The organism is Ectobacillus sp., assembly GCF_056992975.1.
The window spans coordinates 1-16,187 of record NZ_JBXKMX010000184.1 but is presented as its reverse complement, the minus strand read 5'-3'; the positions used below and the strand labels follow the sequence as shown (position 1 = coordinate 16,187).

Genomic DNA, 16,187 nt, shown 5'->3' with positions numbered 1-16,187 from the left:
TCGGCATCGCGTTCCTTCGGAAGAGCGAAATACAAACCGCCTGTTAGTTCGCGAACAACTACAAATTGTACATCTTTCGCACGATCTTCCTTAAGCGGAGATAAGTAGGCAAGAGAGTTTTCCACCTCTACTGGCCGCACATTGGCAAATACACCAAGCCCTTTGCGAAGAGCAAGTAATCCTTTTTCAGGACGTTCTGCTACATGATCCCACTTTGGACCACCAACAGCTGCAAGTAATATAGCATCACTTGTTAGGCATGCTGTAAGAGTTCGGGCCGGAAGCGGTTGCCCATATTCGTCAATCGCAGCTCCCCCAAACGCTTCATCCTGCAATTCAAAATGATGTCCATACAGCCGCTCGATTACCTGCAATACTTTTTTTGCACTGTCCATTACTTCTGGACCGATGCCATCACCTGCTAAACAAACAATTCTCTTCTCCATTCGTATCACCTCACCGTTTTACTGCTGACAATCGGATAAGCTTACCTGCCGCATGTACATAGGCTCTTGCGGAAGCTTCCAGAACATCAAACGCAACACCGAACCCAGATAAAGTTTTCACACCATCGCTTAGTTCGACATTTACATGTGCTAACGCATCCTGTCCTTGCGTAATTGATTGTATACGATAGTCTACTAGATTAAATTCTCTTCCTATAATTCGGTCTATTGCATGATAGATAGCCTCAATACTACCTGCACCGGTTGCTGCATCCTCTACTGTGTTACCTTGTTCATCTACGAGAACGACAGTGGCTGATTGCGTACCATTCGAATTAAAATGCACATGTAAATCTTTGACTTCGTATGGTTGATCAAGAAGCGCTTTTTCCCCTAAAACAAGGGCATGTAAATCTGCTTCTGTCACTTCTTTTTTACGATCGGCAAGTTGTTTAAAAGCTTTGAATGCTCGGTCGCGCTCTTCATCTGTCAGTTCATAGCCAAGCTCAATCATTCGATCTGTAAAGGCATGACGTCCAGAGTGCTTTCCTAACACAAGTTTATTTTGTTCTTCCCCAACAAGCTCAGGTGAAATAATTTCATAAGTAGAGGCTTCCTTTAACACGCCATCTTGATGAATTCCAGACTCATGTGCAAATGCATTTGCTCCGACAACAGCCTTGTTTTTCGGAATAATCATTCCTGTTAATCGACTGACAAGTGAGCTGGTCGCTTTAATTTCCTTCAACTGCAAAGAGCTTGCAGCTTGGTAGTGATCTTTACGAATGTGAAGGGCAACAGCAACTTCTTCCAAAGCTGCATTTCCTGCACGTTCCCCTATTCCGTTAATTGTTCCTTCTACTTGGCCAATTCCGCTTTCAATTGCCGCTAGTGAATTTGCTGTTGCCATCCCTAAATCGTCATGACAGTGGCAAGAGAAAATTGCTTGTTCAAAAGACGGAACATGTTGTTTTAAGTATTGAAACAAAGCATAGTATTCCTGCGGATTCGTGTATCCAACGGTATCAGGAATGTTAATGACACTCGCTCCGCAGCGAATAGCCAACTCGGATGCTTCTGCAAGAAAAGCGTAATCCGTTCTCGTTGCATCCTCAGCTGAAAATTGTACAACAGGAAACAAAGATTTTGCTAATACCACCGATTGTTTAATTGAATCCAGTACCTGCTCTCTCGTCATACGAAGCTTATATTTCATATGAATATCACTTGTAGCGATAAACACGTGCAAGCGAGGTTGCGCCGCATCCTTCAACGCATCAAAGGCAGTCTTGATATCGCTTTCTTTTGCACGAGCAAGACTCATAACAGATGCATTTTTTACAAGCTTTGCAATATCACGTACAGATTTAAAATCACCGTCGGAAGCGGCTGCAAAGCCGGCTTCCATGACGTTGATTCCTAATTTTTCTAACTGACGTGCGATTTGCAATTTTTCTTGCGGATTCAAGTTTACGCCGGCTGATTGTTCCCCGTCTCGAAGCGTCGTATCCATGAATTGAATTTGTCTCATTGATTATGCCTCCACTTTAGTACGTGGTTTTACAAACGGCATCATTTCGCGAAGCTTACTTCCAACTGTTTCAAGTTGATGATTCTTTTCATCTTCCACAAATTTATTAAAGTTTGGACGACCTGATTTATGTTCATTGATCCAGCCATGTGCAAACGTACCATCTTGAATATCAGTTAATACATCCTTCATCGCTTTCTTAGATTCAGCTGTTACGACGCGTGGTCCAGAAACGTAATCACCCCATTGTGCTGTGTCAGAAATGGAGTAGTGCATGTTAGCAATACCGCCTTCATACATCAAGTCAACGATTAGTTTAAGTTCATGGAATGTTTCAAAGTAAGCAAGTTCTGGTTGGTATCCTGCTTCCACAAGCGTTTCAAAGCCAGCTTTTACAAGAGCAGTAACCCCGCCGCAAAGTACGGCTTGTTCGCCGAATAGATCTGTTTCTGTTTCTTCTTGGAATGTTGTTTGAAGAACCCCAGCACGAGTTGCACCGATGCCATCTGCATATGACAATGCTTTGTCAGTAGCAGTACCTGTAGCATCTTGGTATACAGCAAACAATGCTGGAACAGCTCCGCCTTCTACAAATGTACGACGTACAAGATGTCCTGGACCTTTAGGAGCTACTAGGAATACATCTACATCCGTTGGAGGTGTGATTTGTTTAAAGTGAATGTTAAATCCGTGTGCAAATACAAGAGAATTTCCAGCTTCTAAATTAGGAGCAATTTCTGCTTCGTATACTTCTGGTTGACGTTCGTCTGGAAGAAGGATCATAACAACATCTGCTTCTTTAGTAGCTTCTGCAACTGTTTTTACAGAAAATCCATCTTCTTTGGCTTTATCAAATGATTTTCCAGCGCGTACTCCAATTACTACATCAAACCCGTTATCGCGTAAATTTTGTGCATGTGCATGACCTTGAGAACCGTAGCCGATAATCGCAATTTTCTTTCCTTCTAATACGTTGTTTGTAATGGAATCCTTGTAATATACTTTTGTCATTTTCTTTTCCCCCTAATTTTTAATGGATAATAAGTGTTTGTTGTTTTTCTTGCTTCTTCATACTGCGTGTAAATGCGGTAACGCCGGTACGGGCAATTTCTTTGAGCCCATGCGGACGGAGCAATTCAATTAAAGCTTCTACCTTATCCGACGCTCCAGTTACTTGTACGACAACAGAATCTTTGCCTACGTCGATAACTGATGCACGAAAAGGTTCAATTAAGCTATAAATCTCAGTGCGATTTGCCTGTGTAGTCGACACTTTAATTAGTGCGAGCTCACGAGCAATCATCGCTTCATCTGTAATATCAGACACCTTAATAACATCAATTTGTTTATGGAGATTTTTGATGAGCTGCTCCACTTCCTGTAGATTTTCTACATGAACAACAAATGTCATACGTGAAATCGTAGATACCTCGGTATGGCCGACTGAAATACTTTCAATGTTATATTGTCTTCTAGACATAACACCCGTAATCCTGTTCAAAACACCACTTTGATTTCGTACGGTTGCTGTAACAATGCGTTTCATCCTTCCACCCCTTCCATCTGATGAATGCCTTTACCAGGTGCAATCATTGGCATTACGATTTCAGATTGTAATACACGGCAGTCAATTACAACAGGTCCGTCAATAGCAATAGCCTCTTCCAATTGTTGCTTTGCAGTAGCAGGATCAGTGATTCTAACTCCCTTAATTCCATAAGCCCCTGCTAATGCAACAAAGTCGGGTTGACAGGAAAGCAATGAATGTGAATAACGTTCATTGTAGAATGATTCTTGCCATTGGCGAACCATACCAAGTGCCTCGTTGTTTAAAATAAACACTTTAATTGGCAACTGATGCTGCTTTAATACACTTAGTTCTTGCAACGTCATTTGAAAGCCAGCATCGCCAACTACCGCAACGACTAACTCATTTGGTTTTGCAAATTGTGCACCAATCGCAGCTGGTAAGCCAAATCCCATCGTACCTAGTCCTCCGGATGTTACCCATTTGTCCGGATCTTTAAGCGGATAATATTGTGCTGCCCACATTTGATGCTGACCTACATCTGTTGCTATTATTGCATTCCCTTTTGTCACTTCGTATAAAAGCTCAATTGCAGCTTGCGGCTTTATTACGTCGCCGCCTTTTTTATATTGCAATGGATACTTTTCTTTACGAACTTTTACTTCATTGAGCCATTCTTCATGATCCGTTTTTACGACTTCTTTTTCCAAAAGAGCTTGCAACGCACGCTTTGCAGAAGCCACAATCGGAATTTCCGTCGGTACATTTTTGCTAATTTCAGCTGGATCAATATCAATGTGAGCAACAACTGCATTTTGTGCGAAAAAGGCTAGGTTTCCCGTTAATCGATCATCAAATCTTGCTCCAATATTAATGAGAAGATCACAATCGTACAAAGCCATATTGGCTGCATACGTACCATGCATTCCGCCCATTCCTAAGAATAACGGATCTTGCGGCGAGAATGCGCCTAAACCAAGTAAAGTATGCACAACCGGTATGCGATATAATCTTGCAAATTTCGTAAGTTCTTCAGAAGCTTGTGCATGAAGAACTCCAGCGCCTGCAAGAATAACAGGCTTTTTCGACTTTTCAATCGCTGATAGAAGCTTTGCGATTTGCTGACGATTCGGCTCATAATTTGGTTGATATCCAGGCAAATCCATTTCTACCTGGGCATTTGCAGTACCCTTATCTATTACCATATTTTTCGGTAAATCAATAACAACCGGACCTTTTCGTCCTGTAGATGCAATATGGAAGGCTTCTTTTATAATTCTTGGAAAATCAGATACTTTACGAACTTGATAATTATGTTTGGTTACTGGCATTGTTATTCCAATGACATCTGCCTCTTGGAATGCATCCGTTCCAATTACCTTGCTCGATACCTGTCCGGTAAATACAACTAGCGGAAGAGAATCAATCATTGCATCAGCCAAGCCTGTAATGAGATTAGTCGCTCCAGGTCCACTAGTTGCAATAACAACACCAGGTTTTCCTGTTACTCTTGCGTATCCTTCAGCTGCATGTATAGCTCCTTGTTCATGTCTCGTTAAAATGTGTGGAATATCGCAATCATACAAGGCGTCATACAAAGGTAAAACTGCCCCGCCCGGGTAACCGAAAATAAGTTCTACACCTTCTTGTACCAACGAATTAATGAGAAGCTCTGCACCTGTTCGTTCCTTCGTTTGCGAAGACATGTTCGTCAAACCCCCAATTCATATTTATATACAAAAAAACCATTCGCCTAAAGTCACAACAACGCTGTGACTAAAGGGGCGAATGATTTCGCGGTACCACCCTTCTTTACAAGAAGTTTACCTTCTTGCCTCAGAGACTCCTATGGAGCCAAGCCTATAACGCGGCTAGCGTTTGAGCCTACCAATTTAGCCCAACACTCAGGGGCGATGTTCGCTGTCTTGAACCATCGGTTTCCACCAACCACCGACTCTCTGTGAGGCTTCAAGAACAACTACTCCTCCCCGTCATCGCTTTACACTTTTAAAATTCCACCTGTGTTTGCAGAAGTAACGAGTTTCGCATAACGTGCTAAATAGCCACGTTTTATTTTTGGTTCAGGTAATTCTATATTTTGCTTACGTTCTTCAAATTCTTCATCTGAAATATCCCAATGTAACGTACGATCCTTTAATGCAATTGTAATCGTATCGCCATCTTTCACATAAGCGATTGGTCCACCTTCAGCTGCTTCCGGAGAAATGTGACCAATTGCAATTCCTCTTGTTGCACCTGAGAAACGTCCATCGGTGATAAGCGCTACCTTCTTGCCAAGCCCTCTACCAACAATAGAAGACGTTGGTGCAAGCATTTCTGGCATCCCAGGTCCGCCTTTTGGTCCTTCAAAGCGAATAACAACAATGTGTCCTTCTTTAACAAGACCTTTATCTATTGCTTCAACCGCTTCATCATGTGAGTTAAAGCAAATAGCTTTCCCAGTAAACGTTTCAATTGAAGGATCTACACCGCCTACTTTAATAACACCACCATCAGGAGCAAGGTTTCCAAATAATATTGATAATCCGCCGGTCTTTTTGTAAGGATTTTCTTTCCGATGGATTACTTCATCATTTGTAATTTCTGCATCTTGGACATTTTCTAATAATGTTTTACCTGTAATCGTTATGCGATCTGCATGTATGGCTCCTGGTATCGAAGAAAGTTCTTTGATGATGGAAGAAACACCCCCAGCATTATGAACATCATGCATAGAATACAAAGATGCCGGACTAATTTTCGCAAGATACGGAACACGATTTGCTACTTCGTTGATGCGGCTTAAATCGTATTCAATTCCTGCTTCGTTAGCAATGGCAAGCATGTGAAGAACTGTATTTGTTGAACCGCCCATCGCCATATCAAGTGCAAATGCATCATCAATTGCTTCTTTTGTAATAATGTCACGCGGTTTTACATCATTTTGGATTAATTCCATCAAATGAGATGCAGCTTTATATATCAGTTCATGTCTTTCCTTGCTAGTAGCTAATATGGTTCCATTGCCTGGAAGGGCAACACCGAGCATTTCCATAATAGTATTCATGGAGTTTGCTGTAAACATTCCCGAACAGGATCCGCAAGTCGGGCAAGCCGCTTGTTCCATTTCTACAAGGTCTTCTAAACTTATTTTCCCTGATTTGAGAGCTCCCACTCCTTCGAAAACGGAAGCGAGTGATAGCTGTTTACCATTTTTCGATACTCCAGCTTCCATCGGTCCACCAGATACGAACACAGCAGGCACATTCGTACGAACAGCTGCCATAAGCATGCCTGGTGTAATTTTGTCGCAGTTTGGTATGTAAAATACTCCATCAAACCAATGCGCTTGAATGACCGTTTCAGCTGCGTCTGCAATAATTTCACGGCTTGGAAGTGAATATCGCATTCCAACGTGTCCCATTGCAATACCATCATCAACACCAATTGTATTAAACTCAAACGGTACACCGCCCGCTGCTCGGATGGCAGCCTTTGCTACATCTGCTAACTCACGCAGATGGATGTGCCCAGGTACTATGTCTATATAAGAATTACAAATCGCAATGAAAGGCTTGTTAAAGTCTTCCTCCTTAACCCCAGCTGCATGAAGCAAACTGCGATGGGGAGCGCGATCAATTCCGTCTTTTATCATATTGCTTCGCAACGCGATCTCCTCCATTCTTCTATCGCATTAGGAATCTCTATGAGAATTGATATAGCTAATTTATGCAAACGGATCTACATGTTGTAGACATTACTGCTCTATATACACGTATGACTGAACATATACCAGCAACCATCGCAGTATAAATATCCGTTATTATAAAAAGTAACCTTTGCTTCATTCTCCTGAACGAAATCTCCATTTAAGTAATTGAATTGTTCGTTCATTTTAAATCCCCAATGTGTCGTGTATTTATTTTTATTTTTTCTTAGTTTACGCTTCCTTTATGAATTAATCAAAACAATTTTTTTAATATTTTAAATATTATATCTAACGAATTAACTGAATTTATTGTAATATCAGTATTGTTAACGCTTACATTTTAAATAAAATTTTTTTCGACAAATTTCATTATCTCCTCAGAAGGACATTCTCATATTTATTACGAATATAAATTGTCAATTCCTATTATTGTCGTATTTTGTCCTTTCCATATTTAAGAATGGACATTTCGATCGTAATGCATTTACATTTTTACCTAAAACTGTTTCTATATTCAAAAAGCTTTCAAGAGAAGATTTGGATTCTTTTATTTTCTACATTCGAAAGGATTGCGTAGGATTGGAAACTGTGAAGAACATCGCATTAAAAAACCAGAACATTCAGAACCATTAATCACTTCCGTTATATAGAATTAAAGAAGCAACTACATCAGATACTGAAGATGTTCGTTTCGTTAGTTCCATGCTTACAGGGCGTATACAATGCTTGAACCTCACCACTTAAACATGTAAAAAAAGGTCTCTTTACTGAAAAAGAGACCTTTTTGCATTTGAATGAGAGGGTTTGTAACATGCTAATTCTACTTTTCTGATAAAAGCCCTACCTCTCTTTTATCCCTGCGGCTCCAATGACCGCTCCTGCTGCGCTGGCTTCATTTACTTAGCTTACGAACACAACTAGCATGAAGGTTGAGAAAGTTGTTGGCGTTCCTGTCCCGATCTTTCCCAGCAATTTCATTGTGTAATACATAGAGCATAACGAGTATCAGAATCAATAGTGCCAGCGTTCTTCCAAGTATAACTGAGACACAAATTTCATTATATAACATAAAAAGCAAAAAAACAATGTATTCCACTTAAACATATTGTTTTTTATTTTTTACAATGCTCTCCATTTCCTTCCATACATATATGACGAAGGCACCGGTTAACAGAAATATGCCTATGGTAAATTTCTTTACGTTAATCATTTTCCTTCCTCCTGTTCCCTTTTCACTTCCATTGTAGTTGTTTTACCTAAAATCTTCTAGAAACATGTACTACTATACATGTTACATTTTTGTGACATTCATATTTTTATGTTTCCACGTTATTATTGACAGAAAACAACAGAATTTGCAATAAAATGTATATACTATAGTAGTGAAGTTCCTTGTTTCATCTGTATCATACCCATATTCAAAAAAAAAAGAAGAAAAGGGGCGTGTAAAATTGTGTTAAGCTTGGTAAAACAACATAAATGGAAAATAATTTTGTCTTTACCGTTTTTTTCAGCTCTCTCCTATCTTGGTGCAAAAAAATTTTATACGATGAACAAACCAACACTTATTATGACTTCACATATTTCACAAAACCCCGAACTTCCAAGGGGTTGTGAAGTAACTAGCTTAGCTATGTTGCTTTCATATGCAGAGATAGACGTTGACAAAATGGAGCTAGCAGCAAAAATTGATAAAATTCCATTTGAACAAAAGGGTCTTCATGGCAGTATGGAGGACGGATTTGTTGGTGATATGTTTTCTTTCAGCCGCCCCGGTCTTGGTGTGTTTGCAGGTCCTATATTTAAGCTAGGACTTACGTATTTACCAAATCAGCTTGTTAATTTAACAGGAGGGTCACCTGAGGATATGTATGCTATGATTGATAACGGGTCACCCGTCTGGACCATCATCAATGATACATATGCCTTATTACCGGAAGACCGTTTTGAAACTTGGTATACAAGTGAAGGACCGATGCGAATTACATTTGCCCAGCATAGCGTATTGCTTGTTGGCTACAATTCCTTTTATGTTTACATACAAGACCCTCTTCATCCTACGCCAAACCGTAAAGTAAACCGCAGAGATTTCGAAAAAGCATGGATTCAAATGGGAAGACAAGCCATTAGTTATAAGAATATTTTATCGAACAATGCAAAAAAGGAAAAAAGACAAAAGGTTACATCAGTATAAACGAGATTATCACATAAAGAAACGGAGGCACATATAATTGTGTCTCCTTTCCTAATTAGCGTTATTTTACTTTACCCATCCTTTGAAGTAGAATTCGCATCCCTTACTTTTTGTATAGATTGAATCGTCTTTGGTGCTGTTTCCATAACTTTTTCAAGTAAATGTGTACTGCTTTGTAAATGCATCACTTGAACCCCTTTTTCACCTACCACTAGAAAAGCTACAGGATTTATGGACACGCCCGCTCCACTTCCTCCGCCAAACGGATACTCCGTTTCATTATCCAGCGTCTTTTCAACATTCGGATGAAATTTATTTCTTGGCCGTTTCAAACTTAATGATCCTTCACCTTGAAAATCACTTCCTCCTGCCCCAAACCCAAAGGATACCTTTGAGACAGTTAAAATTATACTTCCTTCCTGGGTCGATACAGGCTTCCCGAGAATTGTATTTACATCTACCATAGCTTTCAAATTGTGCATCGTCGTTTTCATGAGATCTTCAATTGGATGCTGCATCAATCTAAGCCTCCTTCGTATCATCACTTCCTCCCTATCGTTTCCAATAGAAGTACAATCATACCAATTTTTTTCAGATAGTTTTTGAAATGAAAATAAGACATGTAGGTCATACTAGTTATAGCTTCTTTCATAGGAGCCAATAGATAAGAGGGGGATTATTATGGCAGATAAAGAACACGATCATGACCTATTTCGCGATTCAGAAGATACAGAATATGCCGCTGAAGTTTCTCCAGTTCATTTAAATCCTGAGCGAAAAGAAGTAGAACCTACTACGAGTGGAGCGGTGATTGGCTACACCGCGTTAGCGCTTGCAGTATTGTCCTTCTTTACCTATCCAGCTATGTTTGGGATTATCGCTGTAATTCTCGGCTTTTTCGCCATGAGCCGAGATGCTAAAACAACAGGAAGACTTGCGATTATTATTGGTGGAATTGCTGCTGTGCTTGCAATCGTGTTTCGCGTTGCAGTAATTAGTGCTATCCTATCGTTGCTGAGATAGAGATATGTTTTAAACGAAAAAAAACCAGGAATTTTTCCTGGTTTTTTGTTCGTTTAAAATCATCCTGTAAACACATCTTCAGATGGATATCGAATACGCTGCTTATCAGGTCGTGCCAGCGAAAAAACAAGTGTCAATGGTCCAACAAGACCACAATACATAACAAACATAAGCAAGCATTTACCGACACTAGAAAGATAAGGGGTTATACCCATCGAAAGTCCAACGGTGCCAAATGCTGATATCGTTTCAAATAACAACTGTATAAAACTAAAATGCTCCGTTAACATAAGAAGAAAAACAACCGAAAAAATTAATATCTGGCTTGCAACTGCAACTGCTAGTGCACGAGTCACAATATTTGTTTTAATCGTGCGACGAAAAATAACAAGATCTTGCTTTTTTTTAAAGAATGAAATAAAAGATGTTAATAAGATGACAAAGGTTGTTAGCTTAATCCCTCCACCCGTTGATACACTACCGGCACCAATAAACATAAGAATCATCGTAATAAGAATAGTTGGCTCTCGCATACTTCCATAATCAATTGTGTTGAAACCAGCAGTTCGCGGCGTAATACTTTGGAAGAAGGCAGCCCAAAATTTCCCGTTCCAATCCAACATTCCTAACGTCTTCGGATTATTATATTCCAAAAGAAAAATAGCTGTAATGGCTATCACATTTAACAGAATTGTACCGATAATCATAATTTTCGAATGAAGCGTAAGCTTTTCAAACTTTCGACTATACCAAAGATCAATTAAAACAGTAAATCCGAGTCCTCCCATTGTAATCAATCCACATATAACAAGATTCACAATAGGATCACTTACATATCTCGTCAAATTATCCGGCCACAAAGCAAAGCCAGAGTTATTATAAGCAGCGATGACATGAAATAGACTGTAATATAGTCCTTTCCCGAGCCCATATTGAGGTACAAACCGAAGGGATAGAAAGAATACCCCAATCGCTTCAATACTAAGAGAGAAGATAAGTACACGCTTAACAAGCATAATTAATCCACCAATATTCGTTTGATTCAATGCTTCACTAATGAGAAGACGCTGCCGTAGACCAATTCGTTTCCCTAAAATCATTACTATTACTATGGCAAGTGTCATAAATCCAAGTCCTCCCGTTTGAATGAGAAGCATAATGACAACTTGTCCGAAGATGGTAAACGTTGTACTCGTGTCAACAGCGTTCAGTCCGGTTACAGTAGCAGCAGAGGTTGCTGTAAAAAACGCATCTACCCATCGAATCGGGCGAACAGTTGAAATAGGTAATTTTAATAATAATCCTCCAAGCATAATTAGAAAAATAAACCCAGAAGCTAATATTTGCGGTGGATTTAATTGAATAAAACGATCATTATACGTAGATTTCTTTCTCTTCCCCATGAATGGAACCCCTTAACATTTACAATTTTTCTTTTTATCTTGTGAAATGAATGAATTGGTATCTATTTATGCAAGTAAAGACAATCCACCATCTACTATAATCGTCTGTCCACGGACCATACTAGCAGCAGGTGTACTTAAGAAATATACCATTTCTGCTAGATCCTTTGGCTCAACAAGTCTGCCAGCTGGATTTCGGGATGCCGCTGACTGCAATAGTTCTTCTCGGTTTGGAAAATGAGTTAACGCGTCCGTATCTACAGCCCCGCCAGATACCGCATTTACTGCAATTCCTTTTGGTGCAAGTTCAACTGCCAAATACCGTGTTAACGCTTCTACCGCTGCTTTTGAAACGCCTACTGTAACATAATTCGGAAGTGCGCGAATAGAACCAAGACTTGACATTGCAATGATGGAACCGCCATTTTCCATTAGCTTAGCAGCTTGTTGTGCTGCAAATAAATAAGCTTTCGCATTAATATCTTGCGTCCAATCCCAGTGACTCTCTTCTACTTCCATAAGTGGACGTAGCACACCGGATGCTGCATTGTTTACAAATACATCAAGACGACCAAAATTGTTCTTAACTTCTTCAAACAGCATATTAATTTGACTTACTTCTTTAACATTTGCCTTTACAAGCAACACATTTACTCCAAATTCAGTTTCAATTTCTTCTTTTGCTATTTCTGCATCACTCTTTTTACGCATGTAATTGAGAACTACATTATATCCTTCCATTGCAAATCGTTTTGCGATTGCCTTTCCGATTCCTCTCGTTCCTCCTGTAATTAATGCTACCTTTTCTGCCATATGTATTTCCTCCTCAAATATGAATCTGTAAAAAATTGTACCGTTCTTATGTCATTCGGTCAATGATACAAAATTTCAACTCTCTAACACATAAAGTTCACAATGATTTCACACAACGACTGTAACGTAACAAGTAAGGAAGTTGCACTGTGCAACTTATTCCTTTGACATAGATAGTCCCCTTTCCCGCTCCTTGTTTTGCTAGCAAGGAGATTTTTTCTTGAAATAAAATAGACCGTCGCAATCTAAGCTGCAAAGGTCTACTTTTCAGATAAAAATTTTTTATTGTCTATGTTTTTCCTTGGACTGACTTCCCTGCCGCGACCGATATTCTTTCCCCTTATTATCATTTCCAACCGATGAATTATGTTCAATACTTTGGTTTGTTTTTGGGGAACCTTGATTTCCACTTCCCTCACTGCCATTACGACTGCTCATTCTACTCACCCTTTCTTATAATGTGAGTTTAGTCTTTTGCAATTTGCATTGTTTTAGTCACACCAGAAAAAGGTTTTTCTTCGCGATGCTTTTTTCAAACTTGTACAGATCAGAATTTCCTATTCGAAAGGAGTGTCCAAATGGATTACGACTTTATTATTTTTTGAAACACATCAATGGTTACCTTCATATCTTCTTCTGATAATGCCTCAAATTTTTCTTTTATAAATTTGGTTTTACGTTCTTCCATTTCTCGTACAAGCATACTACCTTGCTCGGTTATTTTTAAAAAAACAACGCGTCGATCTGAAGTACACCGTGTTCGTTCTATCAATTCCCTTGCAATTAATTTTTCAGATACGGCGGTAATATGACTGCTTGAAACGTGCAATTCATGTGCTAGTTGTGACACTTTCTCTTGTTTTTCTCGATCTAAAATACGTAAAACGAAAAACTCATTCATCGGAATAAATTCCTCAAACTGTTTCGCTACACCGCTACGCAATGAACGGAATACGGTAAACATGGATGCTACAAGCTCATTGGATAGCTCTTCGCGATTATCATTCATAATTAATTTACGACTCCTTTTATTTAATTAAGTTAATTAAAAACGAAATTAACTATACGATTTATTAAATGAACTATCCTCTATTTTATTTGAATACTAGGTATGGGGCAATCTCAATTTGGCTATAACGGTAGTAGGTTGCTTTCATTGGCGATTCTGCCAAAGGAAGAGTACATAAATAGTACTCTTCCTTCTTTATTAGTTCCAATACAATACAACACATAAATAAAGGAAAGGGAGAAACTAACGCTTCTCCCTTTCCTTTATTTATCCCCTATTATGGCTGAAATCGCTTTAATACATACGGAAGCATATTGCTTATATCGCTTGCAAGCATACTCGCTTCAGCACGATCTAGTGCCCATTTATCTGCACATAGACCGTGAATATAAACTGCGTTAGAAATGGCTGCCTGTGGATTTTTGTATGTGCATAAAAACGCTAGTAGCATGCCTGTCAATGTATCACCTGTCCCGCCTTTCGCTAATCCAGAATTGCCTGTTGTATTGATTACACCTGAACCATCTGGATATGCAATGACCGTGTAGGCTCCCTTTAATACAACAATAACTCCATGCTTTTTTGCATATTCCGATGCAAGCATAATTCGATTTGCTTGTATATCTATCACTTTCCTATCAATCATTCGACTAAATTCACCTGGATGAGGTGTTACCACTGTTACATGGTTGCGAAGAGGATAGGCTCTTTTGTTTAACGCACCTGCATCTAGGATTACAGGTATATCCCTATTAAGAAGTGTTGCAACAGCTTGTTCGACGAGAACGCGATCTTCAATCCCAGGTCCAATAGCAGCAGCACGGAATGAAGATGAAAAATTTCCGTGTGCAATCCTTTGCAACCCTTCCGTCATATACGTCGCTTCAGGCACCCGAGGTGTTAAAACGCTAGTTGTAAACTTCGTCGTTGCAACGGTTAGCTTCCCAATACCAGAGCGCATCGCCCCGAGCGCAGCTAGCATGGCGCTTCCTGGCATTTCATCGCTCCCCGCAACCAACAAGCCTGTTCCATATGTTCCTTTATGTGAATATAGAGAGCGAACTGATGTGCTCTGATTGACATCTTCTTCGGTCCATACCTTCCATTTCCCTGTCTGTGGTAATCCGATATCTACACTTTTCCACGAACCGTAATAAGAAGATGATGGTTCCAGAAATACCGACGGCTTCAAACCATGTAAACAAAATGTATAATGCGCGCAAAATGCCTCGTCCACATAGCCAGAATCTGCTGTAAGCCCAGTTGGAATATCAACTGCAATGCGCAGAGAATTTGCTAGATTCGCCCACTGTACAACTTCTTGCAATGTCCCCTGCAAGCCGGAGCGAGCACCAACTCCAAGCAATGCATCTATGATTACATCATATTTATTGCACGGTGACCATTCATCCACCTGATAGCCACTTTCCTCATAATACTGTAAATGATCTAGTGCTGACTCTGTCTTTGGTTTTCCAATCGGCATACATAAAGAGGCACTGTAACCATGCATCTTTAAATAACGTGTAAGAACAATACCATCCCCGCCGTTATTTCCCGTCCCTGCTACAATACAAATAGAGTCATGCTGATTTACTACGTTCGAAATAGCTTCAAACAGGGAACGTCCTGCATTTTCCATCAGCGTTTGTAAAGCTAATCCGTGTTTTTGAGCAAGCTGATCACTCCTGCGAATGTCCTCTTCAAAATATACATACATTCTTACCTCTCCTGTTCTTTTGCGATGGAATAAACAAATGGTATTTCATTACAAAAAGCCCGAGCCAACATGGTCCGGGCAAAGAAGGCTATTTTTCTTTCCATTCAGATAGCTCTTTTACTTCAGGAAAGAGATTTTTTGCTAGTGAACCAACTGCCCCATCCTCTACCCAATCTACTTTATTGAGATAAGAATCTGGTTCATTGCACATATCGGTTATCTCTTTACGAAGACGTTCCGTTAGTAACTCCATTTCATCCCATTCCCAATGTAAAAATTTTGACATATGATACAAATCTTTACCCTTATTATTGCGAATATACATAAAAAGCCGAATTTCATGTTTATACGGCACTACAAGAAAAGAAACTGAAAGAAGCATACGCATAAAATAGCCTGTAGGAACGAATTTAAAATACTGTACACTTCCATCAAAAAATCCAAACGAAGGATCACGCCTAAAGTCAAGATTGTACAGTGCACTAATCACTTGTCGGAGCGGCTCATTCGGAACAATATCAATTAGCTTACGATCCTCATGCCCTGACAAGGTGTGAAGACGTAAACTATACATGATATGGTTACTAGAAATAGCAATTGTCTCAGGAATTTGATAAGAAAATAAAAAATTGGACTTTTCACCTCTAGTAAGATTCATATGCTGTTCATCAAAAATAGTAAGAACTGTCCTCGTATATTCTCTTCCTCGCATCGTAACAAGTGTCATCATTAGCTCTACACGCACATCTTGAAATGGCTCTGAACCTCCTGTTACACGTATGTAACCTTGTAGCCATTCTCCTTGCTTCCA

At 39.6% G+C, this 16,187-nt stretch carries 15 protein-coding genes and 1 other annotated feature; of the genes, 2 read left to right on the top strand and 13 right to left on the bottom strand.

Annotated elements, in window-relative coordinates:
* The 6 genes from AC11ZT_RS08385 to ilvD all read right to left on the bottom strand — a co-directional run.
* A partial coding sequence (locus AC11ZT_RS08385) for an isocitrate/isopropylmalate family dehydrogenase (RefSeq protein WP_484059166.1) occupies positions 1-446 on the bottom strand: 446 nt, incomplete at its 3' end.
* Between the two features lie 10 nt (positions 447-456).
* Positions 457-1,977 carry a 2-isopropylmalate synthase gene (locus tag AC11ZT_RS08380; RefSeq protein WP_484059165.1) on the bottom strand — a complete coding sequence of 507 codons (1,521 nt, stop codon included), beginning with the start codon at positions 1,975-1,977 and terminating at the stop codon, positions 457-459.
* A 3-nt stretch (positions 1,978-1,980) separates the two neighbouring features.
* Positions 1,981-2,988 (bottom strand): ketol-acid reductoisomerase, encoded by a 1,008-nt coding sequence (gene ilvC / locus AC11ZT_RS08375; RefSeq protein ID WP_484059164.1) that lies wholly within the window; start codon positions 2,986-2,988, stop codon positions 1,981-1,983.
* Between the two features lie 19 nt (positions 2,989-3,007).
* Positions 3,008-3,523 (bottom strand): acetolactate synthase small subunit, encoded by a 516-nt coding sequence (gene ilvN, locus AC11ZT_RS08370; RefSeq protein WP_484059163.1) that lies wholly within the window; start codon positions 3,521-3,523, stop codon positions 3,008-3,010.
* On the bottom strand, positions 3,520-5,211 hold the full coding sequence (gene ilvB, locus AC11ZT_RS08365; RefSeq protein ID WP_484059162.1) for an acetolactate synthase large subunit: 1,692 nt from the start codon (positions 5,209-5,211) through the stop codon (positions 3,520-3,522). Before ilvB ends, ilvN begins: the two co-directional genes overlap by 4 nt.
* Positions 5,212-5,282: 71 nt before the next feature.
* Positions 5,283-5,509, bottom strand: a binding site (T-box leader).
* Positions 5,505-7,172, bottom strand: coding sequence for a dihydroxy-acid dehydratase (ilvD, locus tag AC11ZT_RS08360; protein ID WP_484059161.1), 1,668 nt, complete (start codon positions 7,170-7,172; stop codon positions 5,505-5,507). It overlaps the preceding feature by 5 nt.
* Before the next feature lie 1,534 nt (positions 7,173-8,706).
* Here ilvD and AC11ZT_RS08355 point away from each other — a divergent pair.
* Positions 8,707-9,408: a C39 family peptidase gene (locus AC11ZT_RS08355; RefSeq protein WP_484059160.1), complete on the top strand. Its 702-nt coding sequence runs from the start codon at positions 8,707-8,709 to the stop codon at positions 9,406-9,408.
* A gap of 71 nt (positions 9,409-9,479) precedes the next feature.
* Here the strand turns inward: AC11ZT_RS08355 and ytfJ are convergent, their stop codons facing one another.
* Entirely contained in the window at positions 9,480-9,926 is a 447-nt protein-coding gene (gene ytfJ / locus AC11ZT_RS08350) for a GerW family sporulation protein (protein WP_484059159.1), read from the bottom strand.
* 163 nt (positions 9,927-10,089) lie between these two features.
* On the opposite strand from ytfJ, the gene AC11ZT_RS08345 reads away from it, so the two are divergent.
* The gene (locus AC11ZT_RS08345) at positions 10,090-10,431 is read left to right on the top strand and encodes an imidazole glycerol phosphate synthase (RefSeq protein ID WP_484059158.1); all 342 of its coding nucleotides are present in this window, start codon (positions 10,090-10,092) and stop codon (positions 10,429-10,431) included.
* Between the two features lie 59 nt (positions 10,432-10,490).
* On the opposite strand, the gene AC11ZT_RS08340 is transcribed toward AC11ZT_RS08345, so the two are convergent.
* From AC11ZT_RS08340 to AC11ZT_RS08315, 6 genes are all read right to left on the bottom strand, one after another.
* A complete protein-coding gene (locus AC11ZT_RS08340) occupies positions 10,491-11,834 on the bottom strand; it encodes a TrkH family potassium uptake protein (protein WP_484059157.1) in 1,344 nt (447 codons plus the stop codon).
* 66 nt (positions 11,835-11,900) lie between these two features.
* Positions 11,901-12,647 carry an enoyl-[acyl-carrier-protein] reductase FabL gene (gene fabL, locus AC11ZT_RS08335; RefSeq protein WP_484059156.1) on the bottom strand — a complete coding sequence of 249 codons (747 nt, stop codon included), beginning with the start codon at positions 12,645-12,647 and terminating at the stop codon, positions 11,901-11,903.
* Between the two features lie 282 nt (positions 12,648-12,929).
* The gene (locus AC11ZT_RS08330; RefSeq protein ID WP_379968731.1) at positions 12,930-13,085 is read right to left on the bottom strand and encodes an imidazoleglycerol-phosphate dehydratase; all 156 of its coding nucleotides are present in this window, start codon (positions 13,083-13,085) and stop codon (positions 12,930-12,932) included.
* A 145-nt stretch (positions 13,086-13,230) separates the two neighbouring features.
* Positions 13,231-13,656 (bottom strand): MarR family winged helix-turn-helix transcriptional regulator, encoded by a 426-nt coding sequence (locus AC11ZT_RS08325; protein WP_484059155.1) that lies wholly within the window; start codon positions 13,654-13,656, stop codon positions 13,231-13,233.
* A 277-nt stretch (positions 13,657-13,933) separates the two neighbouring features.
* Positions 13,934-15,376 carry an NAD(P)H-hydrate dehydratase gene (locus AC11ZT_RS08320; protein ID WP_484059154.1) on the bottom strand — a complete coding sequence of 481 codons (1,443 nt, stop codon included), beginning with the start codon at positions 15,374-15,376 and terminating at the stop codon, positions 13,934-13,936.
* A gap of 88 nt (positions 15,377-15,464) precedes the next feature.
* The coding region (locus AC11ZT_RS08315; RefSeq protein WP_484059153.1) for a sporulation protein at positions 15,465-16,187 on the bottom strand (723 nt) is incomplete at its 5' end.